At 63.8% G+C, this 22,629-nt stretch carries 19 protein-coding genes and 3 pseudogenes; 9 read left to right on the forward strand and 13 right to left on the reverse strand.

The annotated features are described in order from the left end of the window. The first annotated feature begins 138 nt into the window (after positions 1-138). Positions 139-915 (forward strand): DeoR/GlpR family DNA-binding transcription regulator, encoded by a 777-nt coding sequence (locus FJ938_RS03390; RefSeq protein WP_140691095.1) that lies wholly within the window; start codon positions 139-141, stop codon positions 913-915. Here the strand turns inward: FJ938_RS03390 and FJ938_RS29790 are convergent. After that, positions 912-1,016: pseudogene (locus FJ938_RS29790) on the reverse strand (NAD(P)/FAD-dependent oxidoreductase); the annotation flags it as partial. The gene FJ938_RS03390 and the pseudogene FJ938_RS29790 overlap by 4 nt on opposite strands. A 130-nt stretch (positions 1,017-1,146) precedes the next feature. Here FJ938_RS29790 and FJ938_RS03400 point away from each other — a divergent pair. From FJ938_RS03400 to FJ938_RS03435, 7 genes and pseudogenes are all read left to right on the forward strand, one after another. Then, positions 1,147-2,057 (forward strand): annotated as a pseudogene (locus FJ938_RS03400) (LysR substrate-binding domain-containing protein). Positions 2,058-2,273: 216 nt separating this feature from the next. After that, positions 2,274-3,428 (forward strand): ABC transporter substrate-binding protein, encoded by a 1,155-nt coding sequence (locus FJ938_RS03405; RefSeq protein WP_140691572.1) that lies wholly within the window; start codon positions 2,274-2,276, stop codon positions 3,426-3,428. Between the two features lie 172 nt (positions 3,429-3,600). Next, positions 3,601-4,599, forward strand: coding sequence for an ABC transporter ATP-binding protein (locus tag FJ938_RS03410; RefSeq protein ID WP_140691098.1), 999 nt, complete (start codon positions 3,601-3,603; stop codon positions 4,597-4,599). Between the two features lie 283 nt (positions 4,600-4,882). Continuing rightward, positions 4,883-5,788 (forward strand): ABC transporter permease, encoded by a 906-nt coding sequence (locus tag FJ938_RS03420; RefSeq protein ID WP_181168791.1) that lies wholly within the window; start codon positions 4,883-4,885, stop codon positions 5,786-5,788. Continuing rightward, a complete protein-coding gene (locus tag FJ938_RS03425) occupies positions 5,778-6,593 on the forward strand; it encodes an ABC transporter permease (protein WP_140691104.1) in 816 nt (271 codons plus the stop codon). Before FJ938_RS03420 ends, FJ938_RS03425 begins: the two co-directional genes overlap by 11 nt. A gap of 26 nt (positions 6,594-6,619) precedes the next feature. Continuing rightward, a complete protein-coding gene (locus FJ938_RS03430) occupies positions 6,620-8,047 on the forward strand; it encodes a gamma-aminobutyraldehyde dehydrogenase (protein ID WP_140691107.1) in 1,428 nt (475 codons plus the stop codon). Between the two features lie 44 nt (positions 8,048-8,091). Next, positions 8,092-8,577 (forward strand): ester cyclase, encoded by a 486-nt coding sequence (locus tag FJ938_RS03435; protein WP_140612723.1) that lies wholly within the window; start codon positions 8,092-8,094, stop codon positions 8,575-8,577. Positions 8,578-8,659: 82 nt separating this feature from the next. Here the strand turns inward: FJ938_RS03435 and FJ938_RS03440 are convergent, their stop codons facing one another. The 12 genes and pseudogenes from FJ938_RS03440 to FJ938_RS03495 form a co-directional block, all read right to left on the reverse strand. After that, the gene (locus FJ938_RS03440) at positions 8,660-10,069 is read right to left on the reverse strand and encodes an FAD-binding oxidoreductase (RefSeq protein WP_140691110.1); all 1,410 of its coding nucleotides are present in this window, start codon (positions 10,067-10,069) and stop codon (positions 8,660-8,662) included. 307 nt (positions 10,070-10,376) lie between these two features. After that, the gene (locus FJ938_RS03445; RefSeq protein ID WP_140612725.1) at positions 10,377-10,691 is read right to left on the reverse strand and encodes a hypothetical protein; all 315 of its coding nucleotides are present in this window, start codon (positions 10,689-10,691) and stop codon (positions 10,377-10,379) included. A gap of 124 nt (positions 10,692-10,815) precedes the next feature. After that, positions 10,816-11,178, reverse strand: coding sequence for a nuclear transport factor 2 family protein (locus FJ938_RS03450; protein ID WP_140691113.1), 363 nt, complete (start codon positions 11,176-11,178; stop codon positions 10,816-10,818). 79 nt (positions 11,179-11,257) lie between these two features. Beyond that, entirely contained in the window at positions 11,258-11,737 is a 480-nt protein-coding gene (locus FJ938_RS03455; RefSeq protein WP_140691116.1) for a carboxymuconolactone decarboxylase family protein, read from the reverse strand. Positions 11,738-11,845: 108 nt separating this feature from the next. Continuing rightward, positions 11,846-13,399 carry an alpha/beta fold hydrolase gene (locus FJ938_RS03460; RefSeq protein ID WP_140691118.1) on the reverse strand — a complete coding sequence of 518 codons (1,554 nt, stop codon included), beginning with the start codon at positions 13,397-13,399 and terminating at the stop codon, positions 11,846-11,848. 110 nt (positions 13,400-13,509) lie between these two features. After that, entirely contained in the window at positions 13,510-13,821 is a 312-nt protein-coding gene (locus tag FJ938_RS03465) for a formate dehydrogenase subunit delta (RefSeq protein WP_140691120.1), read from the reverse strand. Then, complete coding sequence (fdhD, locus tag FJ938_RS03470; RefSeq protein WP_140691123.1) at positions 13,811-14,641, reverse strand: formate dehydrogenase accessory sulfurtransferase FdhD; 831 nt, start codon at positions 14,639-14,641, stop codon at positions 13,811-13,813. Before fdhD ends, FJ938_RS03465 begins: the two co-directional genes overlap by 11 nt. A 2-nt stretch (positions 14,642-14,643) precedes the next feature. Next, a complete protein-coding gene (gene fdhF / locus FJ938_RS03475; RefSeq protein ID WP_140612731.1) occupies positions 14,644-17,556 on the reverse strand; it encodes a formate dehydrogenase subunit alpha in 2,913 nt (970 codons plus the stop codon). 10 nt (positions 17,557-17,566) lie between these two features. Further along, complete coding sequence (locus FJ938_RS03480) at positions 17,567-19,123, reverse strand: NADH-quinone oxidoreductase subunit NuoF (protein WP_140612732.1); 1,557 nt, start codon at positions 19,121-19,123, stop codon at positions 17,567-17,569. Continuing rightward, positions 19,120-19,599, reverse strand: a complete 480-nt coding sequence (locus tag FJ938_RS03485; RefSeq protein WP_140612733.1) for a formate dehydrogenase subunit gamma — start codon at positions 19,597-19,599, stop codon at positions 19,120-19,122. Before FJ938_RS03485 ends, FJ938_RS03480 begins: the two co-directional genes overlap by 4 nt. A gap of 135 nt (positions 19,600-19,734) precedes the next feature. Then, entirely contained in the window at positions 19,735-20,634 is a 900-nt protein-coding gene (locus FJ938_RS03490) for a LysR family transcriptional regulator (RefSeq protein ID WP_140612734.1), read from the reverse strand. A 104-nt stretch (positions 20,635-20,738) separates the two neighbouring features. Further along, positions 20,739-21,115, reverse strand: a pseudogene (locus tag FJ938_RS03495) (VOC family protein). Positions 21,116-21,333: 218 nt separating this feature from the next. Between FJ938_RS03495 and FJ938_RS03500 the strand changes: the two are divergent. Further along, the gene (locus FJ938_RS03500; RefSeq protein WP_140691126.1) at positions 21,334-22,503 is read left to right on the forward strand and encodes an Mrp/NBP35 family ATP-binding protein; all 1,170 of its coding nucleotides are present in this window, start codon (positions 21,334-21,336) and stop codon (positions 22,501-22,503) included. Positions 22,504-22,629: the final 126 nt, after the last annotated feature.

The raw sequence follows: 22,629 nt of genomic DNA on the forward strand, positions 1-22,629 counted from the left end.
GAAGTCAATCTCACGCCAGCATCGCGTCGCTGTCAATAAAAAGCTGTGACTTTTTTTGGGTATTTTGCCCGAAAGCAGAGGGCATTCCTTTAAAAGCGTTAGGAATGCTCTAGAATCGGTCAATTTCGGGACGCTCAGATGATCCACTCGAAACGGCATGGCGAAATCCTGCGGCTGCTGCAGGAAGAGGGAACCATCACCATCAACAGCCTGGCCGACCGGCTGGGCGTCTCGCTCGAGACCGTGCGCCGCGACGTCAAGCCGCTCACCAGTGACGGCTCGGTGCTGAAGATGCATGGCGCCATCGGCCTGCCGTCGATGATCGGCGAAGCGCCCTTCGAACGCCGCATGCGCGAGAATGCCGATGCCAAGCGCGTCATTGCACGCATGGTCGCCGCCACCATTCGCGACGGCGAGTCGATCATGCTCGACACCGGCACAACGACCTCGTTCCTGGCGCGGGAGCTGCTCGGCCACCGGCGCCTGACGGTCGTCACCAACTCGTCGGATATCGCCCGCACGCTGGCCACCGTCAACGGCAACAAGGTCTATATGGCCGGCGGCGAACTGCGCAGCGATTCAGGCGCTGCGTTCGGGACTCCGGCCATCGAGTTCGTCAGCCGTTTTTCCGTCAGCCATGCTATCATCTCCATCGGTGCCGTCGATGCGGTGACAGGTGTCATGGACTACGATCTGGAAGAGGCCGAATTCGCACGCATGGTGCTGTCGCGCGGCCAGCGTTCGCTCGTCATCACCGACCACAGCAAATTCGGCCGTCAGGGTCTTGTTCAGGTCTGCGGCTTCGACGGCTTTTCCGAGCTTGCCACCGACCTGGCACCGCCGCGCGACATAGCCGCGGCGCTGGCGCAAGCCGGAGCGCGGCTCAGCATCGCGGGCGACGCAGCCGGGTTCTAACCGAACACCAGCGACTGGTGGGCGCATACGCCCGCGAACGTCCCGCCCGACACGGCAAAGGCGATGTTGTGCATCGCGCGTGCCGCGTCTCCGGCGGCATAGGCACTGCGCTACGGCCCCGCATGGCGGCGGCGCATCAGGCTGGTGCTCGGCTGAGCGCCGGCTCTCCAGCCACGGGATAAGCACTGCCACTGGCTTTTCTTCGTGGCTGCGGCGGTGTTTAGTCCGGCCATGGCCTTCACCATCCGCCAGTTGCAATTCTTCGTCGCCGTCGCCGAGCAGGGCACGGTGTCGCGCGCGGCACAAAACCTTTCCATCTCGCAATCGTCGGTCACCGAAGCGATCAAGGAACTCGAAAGCGACCTCGGCGTCGAACTGTTCGACCGCCATCCGCGCGGCCTCAACATCACCCACAAGGGCCACCAGTTCCTGCGCCACGCCACGAAGATACTCGCCGACGTGTCCGACGCCCGCCGCTCTTTTCCGGCGAGAAGGCTGCTTTCGGCGGTCGGCTGCAACTCGGCGTCACCTCGCTGGTCGCCGGCTATGTGCTGTCGGACCTGCTTGCTCGCTACCGCCGCGCCTATCCCGGCGTCGAGGTCTCGGCCATCGAGGACAATGGCGACTATCTCGAACATCTGTTGATCGGCGGCAAGCTCGACATTGCCGTCATGGTCACGTCCAATCTGCGCGATCGCACGGCGTTGCAGTCGGAAATCCTCGAAGTTTCGGCCTATCGCCTCTGGCTGCCGCTCGGCCATCCGCTCGCCGGTGCCGACATTATAGGCATCGGCGATATCGCCTCCGAGCCGCTGATCATGCTCACCGTCGATGAAATCGAGGAGAACACCGGCAAGCTGCTGACGGCGATCGGCGCCAAGCCGCATGTCGCCTTCCGCACCCGCTCCGTGGAAGCCGTGCGCAGCCTTGTCGCCACCGGCGCCGGCGTGGCGCTGCTGCCCGACCTTGTCTACCGGCCATGGTCGCTGGAAGGCGACCGTATCGAATCGCGCGATGTTTCCGGCGCTTTGCCGGTGGTTCAGGTTGGCATGGTCTGGCGGCGCGGCTCCGGTCTGCCGCAGGCGGCGCGCGACTTCATCGGGCTTGCCCAGTCGCAGCGGATGGCCCGGCAGCGCCCTTGATGACTTGTTTGACATATCGGAAAAACCGATACCGCATTTCTGATAAATGAATTTGCGAAACCGGAATTTTCCAAGCACCTTGCGCTTCAGGAACCAAAGCCGCCACCAGAGCGGCATCAAGTCCGTCGACGAACTGACAGTTTTTCGGTCCGCGCATGACCTTTGGCGAAAACCGGAACCGGTTTTCGGGCCAGGCGCCAAAATGGGAGATTGATGATGAATTCATTCCTGAAGTCATGCACTGCGCTCACGGTGGCACTGACCTTCTCCGGTCAGGCCATCGCCCAGGTCAAGGAACTCGGCAAGGGCGAAGGCCAGGTCAACATCGTTGCCTGGCCGGGCTATATCGAGCGCGGCGAAACCGACAAGGGTTATGACTGGGTCACGTCCTTCGAGAAGGAGACAGGCTGCAAGGTCAACGTCAAGACGGCCAACACCTCCGACGAGATGGTCTCGCTGATGAACGAAGGCGGTTTCGACCTCGTCACGGCTTCGGGCGATGCCTCGCTGCGCCTCGTCGCCGGAAAGCGCGTGCAGCCCATCAACACCGATCTCATCCCCAGCTGGAAGACGGTCGACGACCGCCTGAAGGATGCGCCATGGTTCACCGTCGGTGGCGTCCACTACGGCGTGCCCTATCAGTGGGGCCCGAACATCCTGATGTACAACACCGACGTGTTCAAGGAAGCGCCGAAGAGCTGGAATGTCGTGTTCGAGGAGATGAACCTGCCGGACGGCAAGTCCAACAAGGGCCGTGTCCAGGCCTATGATGGGCCGATCCACATTGCCGACGCCGCCAACTACCTGATGTTCCACAAGCCGGAGCTGGGTATCAAGGACCCCTACGAACTGAACGAAGACCAGTACAAGGCAGCACTGGCGCTGCTGCGCGTCCAGCGCACGCTGGTCGGCCGCTATTGGCATGACGCGGCGATCCAGGTCGACGACTTCCAGAACGAAGGCGTTGTCGCTTCGGGTTCGTGGCCGTTCCAGGTCAACACGCTGGTCGCCGCCAAGAAGCCGATTGCCTCGACCGTTCCCGAGGAAGGCGTCACTGGCTGGGCCGACACCACCATGATGGAAGCCGATGCGGCCAATCCGAACTGCGCCTATAAGTGGCTTGAACATTCGCTGGCGCCGAAAGTGCAGGGTGACGTTTCCGCCTGGTTCGGTTCGCTCCCTGTCGTGCCCGCCGCCTGCAAGGGCAACGAGCTTCTCGGCGAGGAAGGCTGCAAGACCAACGGCTACGAGAACTTCGACAAGATCAGGTTCTGGAAGACGCCGGTCTCGAAATGCGCCAGCCAGAACGACCAGTGCGTGCCCTACTACCGCTGGGTGTCGGACTATATCGGCGTCATCGGCGGTCGGTGATCCCCTTACCCTCCCCCTTGTGGGGAGGGTCGACGCAAAGCTTCGGGGTGGGGGGCAGCGCGGACGTTCGGCGCTAACCACCCCACCCGCGGCTTCGCCGCGACCTCCCCCATCGAGGGGGAGGTAAAGCGTCGTGCGAACCCGTTTAACCGGCAACCGAACTGACAGGCCCATGACCTCAGCCGTCTCCTTCCAGAAAGTTTCGCGCCATTTCGGCAGCGTTCGCGCCGTCGATGCGGTCGATCTCGACATCGCACCGGGCGAGTTCTTTGCCATGCTCGGGCCGTCTGGATCCGGCAAGACCACGTGCCTGCGGCTGATCGCCGGCTTCGAGCAGCCGACGGCGGGGTCGATCTCGATCTTCGGTGAACGTGCCGAGGGCGTGCCGCCTTACCGCCGCAACGTCAACACCGTGTTCCAGGATTACGCGCTGTTCCCGCATCTCAATGTGCTCGACAACGTCGCCTACGGGCTGATGGTCAAAGGCGTTGGCAAGGCCGAGCGGCACAAGGCGGCGGAAGAAGCGTTGTCGCTGGTGCGGCTGCCCGGCTATGGCGCCCGCCGGCCCGGCCAGCTTTCCGGCGGCCAGCGCCAGCGTGTCGCGCTCGCCCGCGCGCTGGTCAACCAGCCCAAGGTGCTGCTGCTCGACGAGCCGCTCGGTGCGCTCGACCTGAAGCTGCGCGAAAACATGCAGGAGGAACTGAAGTCGCTGCAGAAGGCGCTCGGCATCACCTTTGTCTTCGTCACCCACGACCAGGGCGAGGCGCTGTCGATGGCCGACCGCGTCGCCGTTTTCAACGACGGCAGGATCATGCAGATCGGCACGCCGGAGGATATCTACCAACGGCCGAGCACCCGCTTCGTCGCCGACTTCGTCGGCTCGTCCAACGTGCTGCCGCCGGACTTCGTCCAGCGCTATTCCGGCCAGCATCGCTGGGGAAGTCTGCGTCCGGAATCCATTCGCGTTTCAAACGCAACGAACGGGGACGGTGTTGCTGCCCGCCTGGTCGGCACGAATTATCTCGGCGCCACCACAAGGCTGGCGCTCGACGCAGATGGGCTGAGGCTTCACGCCATGGTGCCGGCCGGCACCGCTTTGCCGGCTGAGGGCGAGGCGGTGATGCTGACGTTCAATCGCGAGCACCTGCATCTGATGGATGAGCCGGCATGATGGCGGTCCGCGCGAAGCACCCCCCTCTGTCCTGCCGGACATCTCCCCCTCAAGGGGGGAGATTAGCAGTTTCTCGGCCTCGCCAATTCTGCTGCGTGGGAGATTGGCGAAGTCCGGAGGGACAGCCGATCTCCCCCCTTGAGGGGGAGATGTCCGGCAGGACAGAGGGGGGCGCGAAGGATCGCGGCTTCTCTCATTCCCCCGCCCAAGACGGTGTGTCGCCATGACAGTCGCGGCGCTCAACGCCAATCCCGCCCCCGCCATCCTGCCCGGCAGCGGCGGCATGCGTGGCGCGCTGTCGGACCTGTTGTGGCGCAGGCCGCAATTCCTGCTCCTGCTGATGCTGCTGCCGCCGGTGTTGTGGCTCGGCATCGTCTATATCGGCTCGCTGTTCGCCCTGCTGGCACAGAGCTTCTTTTCCATCGACGAGTACTCCGGCCTCATCAACCGCCAGTTCACGCTGAAGACCTATGGCGACCTGTTCCAGGCCGCCAATCTCGACATCATCCTGCGCACGGTGACGATGGCGGCGCTGGTCACGCTGGCCTCGGCCATCGTCGCCTTCCCGATTGCCTACTATGCCGCGCGTTATGCGCGCGGCCGCTGGAAGGCGCTGTTCTATCTCGGCGTCATGCTGCCGCTGTGGTCGAGCTACCTGGTCAAGATCTATGCCTGGAAACTGATCCTCGCCAAGGAAGGCATCCTCACCTGGCTGCTCGCCAAGCTCAATCTGTTGTGGCTGCTCGATGCATGGCTGTCGTTGCCGGTCGTCGGCGGCAACTCGCTGTCGGTGTCGTTCACCGGCACCTTCATCGTCTTCGTCTATGTCTGGCTGCCCTTCATGATCCTGCCGGTGCAGGCGGCACTCGAACGCGTGCCCGGCAACCTGGTGGAAGCCTCGTCCGATCTCGGCGCCTCGCCCGGCCAGACCTTCCGCAATGTGCTGTTCCCGCTGGCGCTGCCTGGCATCGTCGCCGGCTCGATCTTCACCTTCTCGCTGACATTGGGCGACTACATCATCCCGCAGATCATCGGCACCTCGCGCCTGTTCATCGGCCAGGCGGTCTATTCCCAGCAGGGCACGGCCGGCAACATTCCGCTCGCCGCCGCCTTCACCGTGGTACCCATCGTCATCATGGGGTTCTACCTCTGGGGCGCCAAACGCATGGGGGCCTTCGATGCGCTCTGACCGTGGCCAATCCGCCCCCCTCGGCCTGAAGATATCAGCCGCCTGCGGCCTGCTCTTCCTGCACCTGCCGATCCTGCTGATCTTCGTCTATGCCTTCACCACGGAGGAGAAGAGTTTCGTCTGGCCGCCGCCGGGGCTCACCACGCAATGGTTCGCTGTCACCTGGAACCGGCCCGACGTCTGGCAGGCGCTGTCGCTGTCGGTGCGCGTCGCCTCCATCTCGACCACCATTGCGCTGGTGCTGGGCACGCTGTGCGCTGCCGCGGTCTCGCGGACCAAATTCTTCGGCCGCGAGACGATCTCGCTGCTGGTCATCCTGCCGATTGCTCTGCCCGGCATCATCACCGGCATCGCGCTGCGCTCCGCGTTTGCGCTGGCCGACATCCCCTTCTCGTTCTGGACGATCGTGCTCGGCCACGCCACTTTCTGCGTGGTCGTCGTCTACAACAATGCCGTCGCCCGCTTCCGCCGCACCTCGGGCTCGATGATCGAGGCCTCGATGGATCTCGGCGCCGACGGCTTCCAGACCTTCCGGCACGTCGTGCTGCCCAACATCGCAACCGCGCTTCTTGCAGGCGGCATGCTGGCCTTCGCCCTTTCGTTCGATGAGGTCATCGTCACCACCTTCACCGCCGGCCAGCAGCAGACCGTGCCCATCTGGATGCTTGAGGAACTGATCCGCCCACGCCAGCGCCCGGTCACCAATGTCGTGGCCATGGTCGTCGTGCTGGTGACGCTGCTGCCGATCCTGTTTGCCTACTACCTGACCCGCGACGGCGACCAGATTGCCGGTTCGGGCAAATAACGCCAGTTCATAAGGGAGAGACGTCCATGGACACCCAGATGCTGATCGGCTCGAAATTCGAGAAGGGCACCGAAACCGAGGAGCCGATCCTCAATCCGAAGACCGGGGCCAACATTCTCAACCTGCCCGAGGCCAGCCAGGCGCAGATCGAGGCTGCGGTCGCGGCGGCGGAAAAGGCGTTCGTCTTGTGGTCGCGCACGACGCCGGCGCAGCGCTCCGGCTATCTGCTGAAGATCGCCGACCGCATTGAGGCCGTCGCGCAGGAATTCGCGACGCTCGAGGCGCTGAACTGCGGCAAGCCGATCAATGCCGTGCTCAATGACGAGATCCCGGCGATCGTCGACTGCTATCGCTTTTTTGCCGGCGCGGTCCGCTCGATGCCGGGGGTCGTCGCGGGTGAATATCTGCCCGGCCACACTTCGATGGTGCGGCGCGATCCGATCGGCATCGTCGCCTCGATAGCGCCGTGGAACTATCCGCTGATGATGATGGCCTGGAAGCTGGCGCCGGCCATCGCCGGCGGCAACACCGTGGTCTTCAAGCCGTCGGAGCAGACCCCGCTGACGGCGCTGAAGCTGGCGAGGATTCTGGCCGAGGTGCTGCCGGAAGGCGTCGTCAATGTCGTGCTCGGTCGTGGCGACAGCGTCGGCAACACACTGATCAACCATCCCAAAATCAACATGATCTCGATCACCGGTGACGTCGCCACCGGCAAGAAGGTGCTGCAGGCCGCCGCCAAGTCGGTCAAGCGCACGCATCTGGAACTTGGCGGCAAGGCGCCCGTCATCGTCTTCGACGACGCCGATCTCGGTGCGGTGGTCAACGGCTTGCGCGCCTTCGGCTATTACAATGCCGGCCAGGACTGCACCGCCGCCTGCCGCATCTATGCCGGCAAGAAGATCTACGACAAGCTCGTCGCCGATCTCTCCTCCGCCGTCTCGACCATAAAGTATGATCGCGCTGACGATACCGAGAACGAGATCGGCCCGCTGATCTCGCGTCGCCAGCGCGACCGCGTGTCGAGCTTCGTCGAGCGCGCGTCCGAATTGAAGCACATCGAGATCACCACCGGCGGCAAGCCGGGCGAGGGCACCGGCTTCTACTACCAGCCTACCGTCGTTGCCGGCGCGCTGCAGGAGGACGAGATCGTGCGCCGTGAAGTGTTCGGCCCGGTCGTCTCGGTCACCCGCTTCTCGGAAGTCGACGAGGCGGTGAAATGGGCCAATGACAGCGACTATGGCCTCGCGTCATCGGTGTGGACCAAGGACGTCTCGCGCGCCATGGCGACGGCTGCCCGCCTGCAATATGGCTGCACCTGGATCAACACCCATTTCATGCTGACCAACGAGATGCCGCATGGCGGACTGAAGCAGTCCGGCTACGGCAAGGACATGTCGCTCTACGCGCTGGAGGACTATACCGCCGTGCGCCATGTCATGGTGGCGCACACGTAACATTTTCGAGAAAACGCAAGCATTCAACCAGGGAGGAACGAACCATGCATCGCCGCCAGTTTCTGACATCCGCGGCCGTAGCCGCCACACTATTGGCCGTAACGCCAGCCCTTGCCGCCGATACCGCGCAAGCGGTGGTCGAAGCCTATGTCGCCGCCTGGAATGCGCATGACTCGGCCAAGGCTGCCGGATATTTCGCCGACGAGGTCACCTATTACGACGCTTCCGTAGGCAAGCCGGTCACGGGCAAGGAAGCCGCCAAGACCGGCGTCATCGACAACTTCCTCAAAGCGGTCCCAGACGCGGTGTGGACGATGAAGGGCAAGCCCGTCATCGACGGGGATCGCGTTGCGTTCGAATGGGAATTTTCCGGCACCAACACCGGGGCCTGGGGCGATGGCACGGCCGCGACCGGCAAGAAGTTCTCCTTCACCGGCGCCTCGATGTTTTCCATCAAGGACGGCAAGATCGCGACCCAGAGCGACTACTACGACGCGCTCGGCTTTTACAAGCAGCTTGGCCTGATGTAATCGCGGCTTCCATTCTCCCCGTAAACGCCGTTCACGGGGAGAATGTGACCCAAAGGACCGACGAGCATCAGCGACCCGGCAGCTATGCGGCCGTCCTACCCTGCTCCGCCGATGTCGCGGGCTTGATGTTCTGGTTGACCCGGAAGACGTTGGATGGGTCATAGGTCCGCTTCACCTGGCTCAGCCGCTCGTAATTCGCGCCATAGCTCGCCCGCAGACGCTGTTCTCCCTCGTCATCCATCATGAAATTCACGTAGCCGCCTTCGCCGTTGTGGGGATGGATGCTCGCCCAGTAGTTTCGGGCCCATTCGATCAGTTCGGCGGCCTTGCCCGGATCGGGATCGATCGCCGCTATGACCATCGACCAGTTTGCGTCGCGCGCGTTCCAGGCGGTCTCGTCCTTGCCAACGCGGCGGACCGCGCCGTCGATCGGGTAAAGATGCATGAGCGACAATTCGCTGGGCGCCTGGGCGGCCTGTGCGATATGGGTCGCGATGGCTTCGTCGGGAAGCGATTTGACGAAATCGCCCTTCCAGTACCATTGCAGGCCTTTCGGAAGGAGCGGGTCGAACAGCGACTGCAGCGCCGGGAACGGCATTACGCCCATCCAGTTGAAGATCGGCGGCGGCAAGGTGTCCAGCAGCGGCGCCATGGCCTTGCGCCCGTCTTCCTCCGTGCCGTTGTAGCACGAGATAATGGCGCAAACGCGCTTGCCCCAATACTCGCGCGGGAAGGGGTCGGTCGAGGGGACCGACTTCAACCCGACAAAGGCGCCGAGCTCTTCCGGTGCCTCCGGCAGATAATCGCGATAGGTACGCATGACCGCCGGCGCGTCCTTGGCCTCCCAGAATACCGGGCCGCCGAAGATCATGTCCACAGGATGGGCCTGGAACAGGAAGCTGGTCACCACGCCGAAATTGCCGCCGCCGCCCCGCAGCGCCCAGAACAGGTCGGGATTGTCGCTTTTGCTGGCCGTCACCAGGCTGCCATCGGCGAGCACCAGATCCGCCTCGATCAGATTGTCGATCGTGAGGCCGTATTTGCGCGTGAGATAGCCCGTTCCACCGCCGAGCGTAAGGCCGGCGACGCCCGTGGTCGAGACGATGCCGAACGGAACGGCGAGCCCGAATGGATGGGTGGCGTGGTCCACGTCACCCGAGGTGCAACCGGGCGCGACCCTCACAGTCCGGGTTTTCGGATCGACATGGACCCCCTTCATCATCGACAGGTCGATGACGAGGCCATTGTCGCAAATTCCCAATCCGGCACCGTTATGTCCTCCGCTGCGCACGGCGACCAGCAGGTCGTTGTCGCGCGCATACGCCACGGCGGTGATCACGTCGGCGACATCGGCACAGCGCGCAATCAGCAGCGGTCGCTTGTCGATCATGCCGTTATAGACCCTGCGCGCTTCGTCATATCCGCCATCCTCGCGCAGGATCAGCTCTCCGCGCAGGCCTTCACGCAGTTTTGCATGGGTTCCGTCGGTCATCGGTTTTCTCCCTGGTTGCGCCCGCGCCATGCGGCTTCGCCGCGAGGACTAATCTTGTTACTTGTTTGTGCCGCCATCCGGCGGGTGCATAGGGATAGCGCAGGAGCGGCACATTGCACCGATCTGGTTCTCCGCTGCTTCGCCCGAAAGGGCCAATGGTATGATGGCCCATGAGAGCCATAGGCTGGCTTCCGCAAGCTGCGGGATGCCGAGCCTCGTCCTTGGGTTGCTTGCACCACGAACGCGGCAGCTCGTCGGCCGCTCTTGTCCATCGTGCCAGTCGGCCTCTTCCGGCGCTCGACCGCTTCTACTCGACGATGCGGAAAATCTGCCACAGGCTGGTGCCCGACACGACATAGGGCTCCATCTCCTTGCCCCATTTGGCGTGCGCGTCGATCTTGCCGATCTTGGCGAAGAACGCCTCCAACTGGGCCAGGCTCTCGACCTGGTGATGGGATTCGACCGTCGCCTCCCGGGCGCCGATCGAACCGGTCATGATCCGAAACTCGAGGTCGGCGAGACCGACTTGTGAGCCGATTTCGCGCTCCCATTTCTTCATCAATTCGAGCACGGTCTGCTTGTGTCCGAACTTGGCATCGATCTGCCATCTGGCGCTGAACATTTTTCTTCTCCTCCGGTTACGGCCCGAGCATGATCCCGAAAAGTGGCATCCTATTTTGAGGGCATGCTCCGGCACTAAGACGGCTCCATCCCATTCGATCGGGGTGGACAGGCTCCGCGGTTGACTACTCGTCCCAGGCTTGCACGACAGTCTGCCGGGCGATGCGCCCGTCCTTCAGCTCGAGCATCGACGCGCAGAACACTTTCGTGCCGTCAGGATAGGCACAGGCCTGGGTGAAGGCGAGGCTGTCGCCCTGCGCGACGGTGGCATCGACCTTGTGGGTCATGGCCCGGCTGCAGATGTCGTCCCAGAAGATGCTGATCGCCGCGCGACCGCGGATCTCGCGCGGCTTGCTCGGCGGATTGTTGCGGTCGATCACCCGCACCGTCGCATCGTCGGCATAGAAGCCCGACAGCATCTTGCCGTCACGGCCTTCGATCGCCTTCTTGATCGCTGTGCCGTCCACTGCGGGAGTCTTGGTCAACATTTTATCCTCCATGGCCCATCTTCGCGGTCGGGCGGTTGATGTCGGGAAGTGCCCGACGTCCATCGACGGGCAGTGTCGTTCATTGCGACTTTGCCTTGACCGCCGCGAACACGTCGTCGGTCTGCTTCTTGAAGGTCGCCAGATCGACCTGGCTGCCGTTGAGTATCGTCGACCAATGGCGCACGATTGCCGCCATCGCGATCGTCTCCTTGATCTCCTCGTCGCTGGCGCCGTTGAGCTTGGCCGCCTCGGTGTGGAAATAGATGCAATACTGGCATGGGATCTGCGAGGCGACCGCGAGGCCCATCAACTCCTTGGTCTTGCCGTCAAGTGCGGTTTTGGGATTGAGCTGCACGCCCTTGATCTCGGCCCAGGCACCGGCGATGGCGACGTCAGGCAGTGTCTTGAACATGTCCGGCACCGAGCCGAGCGTCGCCTGGATGTCCTTGTAGGCGGCTGTCGCCGATGCGTCCTCGGCTTTTGCAGGAGAGATCGCCGACAGTGCGCCAATGCCTGCCGCGATCAAAAGTGATCTGACATTCAGTTTCGACTTGAGCATTTCATCCTCCGTTCGCAGTGCTTTGCTGGCTACATCCGCCTGGCCTGCATGGGGGAATTGATAGCGCCTGCATCGGCATGGCCGCTTCGCCCGAAAGCGCCATGGCTCTCATGGCCCATCCAGGCCAGTGTGCCTGACGGAAAATGCCGCCGCCGCCGCCCGCGATGGCAGGTCGAGCTTGAGCAGTATGTTGGCGACATGGCGCTTGACCGTATGTTCGCTCAGCCTGAGTTCGGCGGCGATCGCTGCATTGCTCTTGCCGTCGGCGATCAGATTCACGACCTCGCTCTCGCGAGCCGTCAGGCAAGCCGGCTCGGTCGCCTTGGCCTTGGGGCGGCAGGCCGGTTCCAGATGCTGTTCGGACATCGCCCGGACAAGTGCCATGGGCTCGTCCAACTCGTCGATGCTGATGCGGCCGGCGTCGGCGAAATGAAGCCCGGAGCCGGCCGCCAGGTCAGCGACCAGCCGCGACGCCAGTATGTCGCCGCGCCCGGCATGGGTGGCGAGGTGCATTGTAACGCGGCCTGTCAATCCGGCCGGTGGCCCGCGCGCCTCGATCTCGCCGACATGCGCGCCCTGGGCACTCGCCACGCCGATGTGCTGCGCTGCTTCGCGCAACGCCGCCGCGCAACGCAAGGCACGCCCTGGCCCGTCGAAACGAGAAATCATCATTTCGCCATGCATATCCACGCAGCGCCCGCCATGGCGCCCGACAAGCGTTCGCCATGTTTCCTGGAAGCGCTGGCTGCGTTCGCTCCACATCCGGTCGCCAAGCCTTGCCGTGTCGTAGATGCGTGTCACCAGCAGCGCTGCCAGGACGCGTTCGGCTTCTGTCACGGCGCATTCGCCGGTGAGGAATTCCTCGATCAGGTCGGCCACCCTGTCAACATCGCCGGTCCAGATTGGATGGTCGCGTCCGGGGATCTCGGCCAGCCGCGCATTCGGGATATTCCTGGCCAGGAAGCGGCTGGCATCGGGATCGACCCGCGCATCGTTACGGCGATGGATCAGCAGCGTTGGCGCGCTGATCGCCGCCAGCACGCCGCGCACATCGATTTCCGCGTTCATCCGTGCCAGTGCCGCCGCCGCCGTCGGGCTCGCCGACTGCCGCTCGAAGCGCGCCCACCAGGTCGAGAAATGCGGGTCATCCACCCGGCCGGGTGCGAAATTGGGCAAGGTGGCGCCGGTGCCCCAGCCCGTTTCGGCCGTTTCGATGAAAGCTTCGAGCCGTTCGGGCGGCATCACCCATTTGTGGAAATGCGCATAGCCGCCATAGAGCGCCAGTGCTCGCGTCCGCTCCGGATAGGTGGCGGCAAACAGCATTGCCATCGGCGCGCCCTCGGAGGCCCCGAGCAATGCGGCCCGGCCGCTGCCGGTCGCGTCCATCACCGCGCGCACATCGTCCATGCGGGTTTCGAGGCTGGGCAGGTGATGGACATCGACACGGTCGGAAAGACCCGTGCCGCGCTTGTCGAACAGGATCAGCCGCGAGAATGCCGAAAGCCGTTTCAGGAGCCTGGTATAGCCCTCGTCTTCCCAATGCAGGTCGAGATTGGAAATGAAACCAGGGATGAAGACGAGATCAAGCGACCCCTGGCCGACCACCTGATAAGCGATCCGCACCTCGCCGCTTAGGGCATATCGAGTCTCGATCGGCCTCACGAGTTTTTCCGCCTGGCCTGACGATTTCTGATCGCCGACCATAGCAGAGCCGCGTCGATTGCGGCAGCTTAAACTTTAGCGGAAAGGAATATAAGCTGCCGGGCCCCCGGCTATTTCTGCGACGCGACAGCGTCGCCCGGAGGAACCTTGAGCCCGAGTTTCAAATCCGCCTCGGCCGGCGTGATTGGGCGCTTGATCCTGGCGGCGGCTACCACGACGAGTTCGTCGAAGCCTGCGGCGCCGTTGTCCAGCATCTCGAAGAACTGCCGCCGCATCCTCGGCTCCCAGAACTTGTTGATGTGCTCGGCAACGCCGGTAATGCCTTCCTCGCGCGGCCTGGAATGGAAAAAGGCAGCGATCTGGTTGGCCATGCGTATCAGTTTTTCGCTGGTGCTCATGATGTGATCTTCGTCATGCGACATGCTGGGTAACTCCGAAAACCATGCGGTCGGGCTGGGTGAAAACATCGAAATCGTCGCCGCGCACCAACGCCACCAACGTCATGCCGGCCTCTTGCGCGGTGCGGATGGCCAGCGCGGTCGGGGCCGAGACGGCGATGATGAAGGCAGAGCCGATCGCTGCCGTCTTCTGCACCATCTCTACCGAGACGCGTGACGTGACGATCACGGCACCCGAAGCGCCATCGAGGCCGGCTTTCGCCAATGCGCCGGCCAGCTTGTCCAGCGCATTGTGGCGGCCGACGTCCTCGCGCGCCATGACGACACCCTTGCCCGGTATGTAGAAGCCGGCGGCATGCACGGCGCCTGTTTCGCTGTGCAGCGGCTGCATCTTGGACAGCAGTTTGACCGAGCGGGTAATATCATTCGCCTCAAGCGTAAGTCTTGACGCACCGACGGCGTCGACCGAACGCATCGCTTCCTCGATGGATTCGATTCCGCAGAGTCCGCAGCCGACCGGTCCGGCAAGCCGCCGCCGCCGCGCTTCGAAGCGCGTGTTGGCCTGGTCCTTCAGCCGGATCTGGATGTCGATGCCAGCGCCGAGATCCTCGACCTCGATCGCCTCGATCTCGTCCGGAGCGGCGATAATGCCTTCAGTGAGCGAGAAGCCGAGCGCGAAATCCTCGAAGTCGGCCGGGCTTGCCATCATCACCGCATGGGTGGTGCCGGCAAAGGAGAATGCCACCGGCGTCTCCTCCGGCACCATGCGGTTGGCGGCAGCGGTGCCGCTGGCGCGGTGCGCCAGCCGCGAGATCTGTGTCGTGGCTTTGCGGCGCGCGCTCAAGACTACTCCGCCGCCTGCAGCGGAGCGATGCGCCGGCTGTTGCGCGCCTGCTCCTCATAATCACGCTGCCAGTCCGACGGCCCGTTGGAGGCACCGACCTGGACCGCCGTCACCTTGTACTCCGGACAGTTGGTCGCCCAGTCGGAGAAGTCGGTGGTGATGACGTTGGCCTGCGTGTCGGGGTGGTGGAAGGTGGTGTAGACCACGCCGGGCGACACCCGGTCGGTGATCAGCGCCCGCAGCGTCGTCTCGCCCGAACGGCTGGTCAGCCGCACCCAGTCACCATCGCGCAGGCCGCGGTTTTCGGCATCGTGGGGATGGATTTCCAGCCTGTCCTCCGAGTGCCACAGGACATTGTCGGTACGCCGCGTCTGCGCGCCGACATTGTACTGGCTGAGGATACGCCCGGTGGTGAGCAGCAGCGGGAAACGCGGCCCGGTTCTCTCGTCCGTCGCGACATATTCGGTGCGGATGAACTTGCCCTTGCCGCGCACGAACCCATCGACATGCATGATCGGGGTGCCGAGCGGCGCCTTGTCGTTGCAGGGCCATTGCACGGATCCGACACGGTCGAGCAGTTCGAAGGAGACGTTGGCGAAGCTCGGCGTCGTCTTGGCGATCTCGTCCATGATCTCGGAGGGATGCTGATAGTTCCAGTCCAGCCCCATGGCGCGGGCAAGCACCTGCGTCGCCTCCCAGTCGGCGTAGCGCGCCTTGGGCTCCAGAACCTTTCGCACCATGTTGATGCGGCGCTCGGCGTTGGTGAAGGTGCCGTCCTTTTCGAGGAAGGTCGAGCCCGGCAGGAAGACATGCGCGTAGTTCGCCGTCTCGTTGAGGAAGAGATCGTGCACAACCACGCATTCCATCGCGGCGAGGCCGGCGGCGACATGCTTGGTGTCGGGGTCGGACTGCAGGATGTCCTCGCCCTGGATGTAGATGCCCTTGAAGCTGCCGTCGACGGCGGCATCCAGCATGTTGGGGATGCGCAGGCCCGGCTCGTCGTCGAGCTTCACGCCCCACAGGCTCTCATAGATGTCGCGCACGGCTTCACCCGAGATATGGCGATAGCCGGGCAATTCGTGCGGGAAGGAGCCCATGTCGCAGGAACCCTGCACATTGTTCTGGCCGCGCAGCGGGTTCACGCCGACGCCCGGCCGGCCGATATTGCCGGTGGCCATGGCAAGGTTGGCGATCGCCATCACGGTGGTCGAGCCTTGGCTGTGTTCCGTCACGCCCAGGCCGTAGTAGATCGCGCCGTTGCCGCCGGTGGCGTAGAGACGCGCTGCACCGCGGATCAACTCGGGATCGACGCCCGACAGCTTGCCGACGGTTTCGGGGCTGTTTTCCGGCAGTGCCACGAACGATGCCCAGTCCTGGAACTCCGCCCAGTCGCAGCGCTCGCGGATGAAGGCTTCGTCGAACAGGCCCTCGGTGACGATGACATGCGCCAGCGCCGTCAGCACGGCCACATTGGTGCCGGGCTTCAATGGCAGGTGGTACTCCGCCTCGATATGCGCCGACTTGACCATCTCGGTGCGCCGCGGATCGAGCACGATCAGCTTGGCGCCCTCGCGCAACCGCTTCTTCAACCGCGAGGCGAACACCGGATGGGCGGTAGCCGGATTGGCGCCGATGACGACGGCGACGTCGGTGAATTCGACGGAATCGAAATCCTGCGTGCCGGCCGAGGTGCCGTAGGTCTGGCCGAGGCCGTAGCCGGTCGGCGAATGGCAGACGCGCGCGCAGGTGTCGACATTGTTGTTGCGGAAGCCCTGCCGAACCAGCTTCTGGACGAGGTAGGTCTCTTCGTTCGTGCAGCGCGAGGAGGTGATGCCGCCGATGGATGCGCGTCCATACTGATACTGGATGCGGCGGAATTCCTTCGCCGTATGGGCGATCGCCTCTTCCCAGCTCACTTCACGCCAGGGATCGCTCACCTTCTCGCGGATCATCGGCGACAGGATACGGTCCTTGTGGGTGGCGTAGCCGTATGCGAAACGGCCCTTCACACACGAGTGGCCGTGGTTTGCCTTGCCCTCCTTGTAGGGCATCATGCGGATGACCTCGTCGCCCTTTACCTCGGCCTTGAACGAGCAGCCGACGCCGCAATAGGCGCAGGTGGTGACAGCAGAACGCTCCGGCAGCCCCTTCTCGAGCACGGTCTTCTCGCGCAGAGCATCGGTCGGACAGGCCTGTACGCAGGCGCCGCAGGAGACGCATTCCGAGGCGATGAAATCCTCGTGCATGCCGGCCACCATGCGCGATTCGAAGCCGCGGCCCTCGATGGTCAGCGCGAACGTGCCCTGCACCTCTTCGCAGGCGCGCACGCAGCGCGAGCAGACGATGCATTGGGCCGGATCATAGGTGAAGTAAGGGTTCGATTCATCACGGGCAATGTAGTCCACCGCCAGCGAGCCATGGCCGGGCGCGACGCCGTCTTCCTGCTTGACGTGGTTGCGCCCGTCGATGCCGTAGCGGTTCTCGGTCAGGCCGACCGATTTCGCCACCGTGTCGAACTCGCTGGCGCCGGTGCCGGCCTTTTCGTTCCAGCCGGTCGGATGGTCGGAAACATAGAGCTCCATGACGCCACGGCGGATGGCGTCAAGGCGATCCGACTGCGTGTGTACAATCATACCTTCGCCGACCGGCGTCGTGCAGGAGGCCGGCGTGCCGCCGCGCCCTTCGATCTCAACCAGGCAAACGCGGCAGGAGCCGAAGGAGTCCAGCATGTCGGTGGCGCAGAGTTTCGGGATTTCGACCCCGCCCTCCATCGCCGCGCGCATGATCGAGGTGCCTTCCGGCACGCTGATGCTGCGGCCGTCGACGACCAGTGTGATTTGCTTCGTCGCTTTCGATTCCGGGGTTCCGTAGTCGAGTTCTTCGATGAGCGTCGGGAAGTCGGCCTTGATGTTCATCTGCCAGCTCCTATTCAGCAGCCACGCGCGCCGGCGCGGGCTTGAAATCCTCGGGGAAATGCGTGATCGAGCTCATCACCGGGTAGGGCGTGAAGCCGCCCAGCGCGCACAGCGATCCGAACTTCATCGTGTTGCAGAGGTCGGTGACCAGAGCCAGGTTCTTTTCCGGTTCGATGCCGGCGGCGAGCCTGTCGATGGTCTCCACCCCGCGCGTCGAACCGATGCGGCAGGGCGTGCACTTGCCGCAGCTTTCGATGGCGCAGAACTCCATGGCGAAGCGCGCCTGCTTCAGCATGTCGGCTGTGTCGTCGAAGACGGTGATGCCGGCATGGCCGATCAGACCGTCCTTCGCGGCGAAAGCCTCGTAGTCGAACGGCGTGTCGAACAGCGCGCGCGGGAAATAGGCGCCGAGCGGCCCGCCGACCTGCACCGCCTTGACCGGACGCCCGGTCGCCGTGCCGCCGCCGATATCATCGACGATCTCGCCGAGCGTCAGGCCGAAGGCCGTTTCGAACAGGCCGCCATGTTTGATATTGCCGGCGATCTGGATCGGGATCGTGCCGCGCGAGCGGCCCATGCCGAAATCCTTGTAGAAGGCGGCGCCCCTGTCCATGATGATCGGCACGGAGGCCAGCGAGATGACATTGTTGATCACCGTCGGTTTGCCGAACAAGCCCTGGATCGCCGGCAGCGGCGGCTTGGCGCGCACCACGCCGCGCTTGCCCTCCAGGCTGTTCAAGAGCGAGGTCTCCTCGCCGCAGACATAGGCGCCGGCGCCGGCGCGGATTTCCATGTCGAACGCGTTGGGGGAACCCAGCACGTTGACGCCGAGCACGCCCGCCTCGCGGGCGATTTCGACGGCCTTGTTCATGATGGCCACCGCATGCGGATATTCCGAGCGGATATAGACGAAGCCTTTGGTCGCGCCGGTGGCGATGCCGGCGATCGCCATGCCCTCGATCAGCACGAAGGGATCGCCTTCCATGATCATGCGGTCGGCGAAGGTGGCGCTGTCGCCCTCATCGGCGTTGCAGACGATGTATTTGCGATCGCCCGCCGTATCGAGCACCGTCTTCCATTTGATGCCGGTCGGGAAACCGGCGCCGCCGCGTCCGCGCAGGCCGGACTCCGTGACCTGCTTGACGATATCGGCTGGCGCCATTGCGACCGCGTTCTGCAGGCCTTTCAGCCCGCCGAGCGATTTGTAGGCGTCGAGCGACAGCGGGTCGTTGATGCCGCAGCGGGCAAAGGTCAGGCGCGTCTGCTTGGCCAGGAACGGGATCTTGTCCGGCGCGCCCAGCCAGCGCTTATGGTGGCCGCCGGTGAGGAAGCCGCTGTCGAACAGACTCTTGACCTCGGAGGGTTTCACCGGCCCGTAAGCGACGCGGCCATTGGCGGTCGCCACCTCGACCATCGGTTCGAGGAAATAGGCGCCGCGCGAGCCGTTGCGTACGATCTTGGCCTCGATGCCACGCTCGGCGAGTTCCGCGCGAACAGCCTTGGCGACCTTTTCGGCGCCGAGAGCCAGCGCGCCGGAATCGCCGGGAATGTAGATGCGGGGGATCATGAGCGCACCTCGGCAACGATCTCGTCGATCTTGTCGTCATCGAGCCGCCCGATCACCTCGCCGTCGAGCATCGCCGATGGCGAACAGGCGCAAAGCCCGAGACAATAGACCGGTTCGAGTGTAACCGATCCGTCGCGGGTGGTCTCGTGGAAATCGATGCCGAGCAACTGTTTGACCTTGGCGGCGACCGCATCGGAACCCATCGACTGGCAGGCTTCCGCCTGGCAGAGCTTGAGTACGTGGCGGCCGGCCGGTCGGGCACGGAAATCATGATAGAAGGTCACGACGCCGTGCACCTCCGCCCTGGAGAGGTTCAGCCCGTCGGCAATGACGGGCAGGGCGTCTTGCGGCACATGGCCGAACTCTTCCTGTATCTCATGGAGGATAGGCAGCAGCGGACCTTCGAGGCCCTTCAACTCCTGAATGATCGCCGCCGTGCGCGATGCGATCTCGGTACTTGCAGGCTGCATCGTCATGCAGCGCCCTCCCTGGTCGATAGTGCTCTAACGCTAAGTCTTTTCAAAAACAGGAAAAACCCGCGAAATCAATAAAGCTGATCCGTTGCTCGATAGAAATTTTCTATCAACCACATCCAGCCGCCATTCTCTACCCTAGCGATGTGCGCGGAAGTCGTCCGCCAGCGCCATTGCCTCGTCCAGCAGCGCCTGCACCAGCGGCGTGTGCGGCTCACGCGGCGCCGCCACCAGGCCGACCGTGTGGCTGGCATCGGGCTCGACGATCGGAATGGCCCGGATCGGCTCGGAGAAGCCGAATGTTTCCGCGAGGTTGAGCGGCATGATCGACGACCATTTGCCGGTGCGGATATGCGAGAACAGCACGATCATCGAGTTGGATTCGAGCGTCGGCCGCACCTGCACCCCGGCCTCAGCCAGATGCTGGTCGATGATGCGGCGGTTCTGCATATCCGGCGTCAAGAGGCAGAGCGGCAGGCTGCTGAGCTCCGCCCATGTCACTTTGTCGCGGTCGAAATAGGGGTTCCCGACCGCCGTGATCAGCTGATAGCGCTCGTCGTAGAGCGGCACGCTGGTCACCCGCCCAAGCGGCTCGTTGTCGAGATAGGTGATGCCGGCGTCGATGTCGAAATTGCCGAGCAGCGACAGCACCTCTATCGATGTGCGCGACAGCACCGAAAAGGTGACGCCGGGGTGCTTGGCCCGAAATGGTGTCGTCAGCCGTGCCACCATGGCAAGGGCCGTGGGGATGGCGGCGATGCGGATGCGCCCGGAAAGACCGTAGCGCGCCGCCCGCATCTCCTCGCGCATGGTTCTTGAGTCGCCGACGATGCGGCGCGCCCACACCAGCACCTGCTTGCCTTCCGGCGTCAGGCCCTGGAAGCGCGAGCCGCGCAGCACCAGCATCACGCCAAGCTGGCCTTCCAACTGCTTGATGCCGGCCGACAAGGTCGGCTGGGTGACGCCGCACACTTCAGCCGCCCGGCCGAAATGCTCCTCCTTGGCCAACGCGATGAAGAATTCCAGCTTGTCGATCATCGACGCAAGCTATCGGGCGCGGGACGGCTGCGCCAGATGGTGCCGGCGTCACAACGACACAATCCCGCGTCAGGCAGGGGGTGGCTGGTGCTGCGTGGCCATCGCTATTTGTCCACGAGGTTCAGGATGTTGCCGTCAGGATCCTTGAACCAGGCAACCTTCATGCCTTGGCCGACATGGTGTCGCCTTCGAGCGACAGGCCGGGCATCTCGTAGTGTTCGAAGGCGACGCCCTTCGATTTCAGCGACTTGACGATCGGCTCGATCTGGTCGCCGACAGTCCAGGTGACCGCCGTCGCCTTGTTGGTGCCGGCGAATTGCGAATGATAGACGTTGATGAGGGTGCCGCCGCTCTTGTACACGACCAGTTCGCCTTCCATGTCGTCGACCTGTTTGAGGCCGAGCGTTCCCTCATAAAAGGCCTTCGCTTTAGCCATATCCCTCACAGCGAGATTGGCCGTCGCGTTGCTGTTTTCGAGCATGACCGTCTCCTTTCCTAATTGTCGTCTCATGCCGATCATCGAAATAGCGCTGCATGGCCTGTTGACGACGGCACATGCCGATTTGTCCGGCCGCCCGGCGGAGAACGCGGCCGGATAGATGCGGCGATGTGCCTCTATCTTTTTCAGGACAGGCCGATGCAGCTTGGTTCCGTCCGGAAACTGCATTATCTGAACCGGCAAACGCCAAGGGAAAGATCATGGCCGTAACCAAGGAAATCGTCGTCGAGCGCCTGAAGACGGTCAACGGGCCGGATTTCACCGGCAACATCGTCGACCTGGGCATGGTGTCCGAGATATTCATCGCCGATTCGAAAGTGTTCTTCTCGATCACGGTTCCGGCCGCCCGTGCCCAGGAAATGGAGCCGTTGCGCGCCGCTGCCGAGCGGGTCGTCAAGGCAATTCCAGGGGTCGCCGGCGCGGTGGTGGCACTGACGGCGGAGAAAAAGGGCGGCGGCATGGAGGCGCCTGTCGCGCAGCGCCAGGCGCCAAGGCCAGCGCCACCGGCAGCGCCTCAACGTCCTGTTCCGCAGGCCCCCGCCTCGCACAGCCAGGGCAAGCGCGGCGTGCCCGGCATCGAGGCGATCATCGCGGTGGCTTCGGGCAAGGGCGGCGTCGGCAAGTCGACCACCGCCGTCAACCTGGCGCTTGGCCTCGCCGCCAACGGCCTGCGGGTCGGCGTGCTCGATGCCGACATTTATGGCCCGTCGATGCCGAGGCTCCTCAACATCCACGGCCGGCCGCAGACGGTTGACGGCAAGGTCCTGAAACCGATGGAGAATTACGGCCTCAAGGTGATGTCGATGGGCTTCCTCGTCGACGAGGAGACGCCGATGATCTGGCGCGGCCCGATGGTGATGTCGGCGCTGACGCAGATGCTGCGCGAGGTCGAATGGGGACGACTCGACGTGCTCGTCGTCGACATGCCGCCCGGCACCGGCGACGCCCAATTGACCATGGCGCAGCAGGTGCCGCTGGCCGGCGCCGTCATCGTTTCCACGCCGCAGGACCTGGCGCTGATCGATGCCCGCAAAGGACTGAACATGTTCAGGAAAGTCGACGTGCCGCTGCTCGGCATCGTCGAGAACATGAGCTACTTCATCGCCCCGGATACCGGCAAACGCTACGACATCTTCGGCCATGGCGGCGCGCGCCGCGAGGCCGAGCGGCTCGGCGTCACCTTCCTCGGCGAGGTGCCGCTGGAAATGGGCATCCGCGAAAGCTCGGATGCCGGCGCGCCGGTGGTTGTTTCGAAGCCCGATGCCGCCGAGGCGAAAATCTACCGCGACATCGCCGTCAAGGTCTGGGACCGGGTCAACGAGGAACGGGGTGCTGCGGAAGCGGCGGTGCCAAGCATCGTGTTTGAGTAGTTTTCTGCTTGGTTGGCGCCGCCCCTCATCCGCCTGCCGGCACCTTCTCCCCGTATAGTGACGGGGAGAAGAGACCTGGCCTCAACCTCGGCGCCTAACCTGCCATGCCGGTGATTGGCGGAACCG

Source organism: Mesorhizobium sp. B2-4-14 (genome assembly GCF_006442155.1).
Classification (GTDB): Bacteria; Pseudomonadota; Alphaproteobacteria; order Rhizobiales; family Rhizobiaceae; genus Mesorhizobium.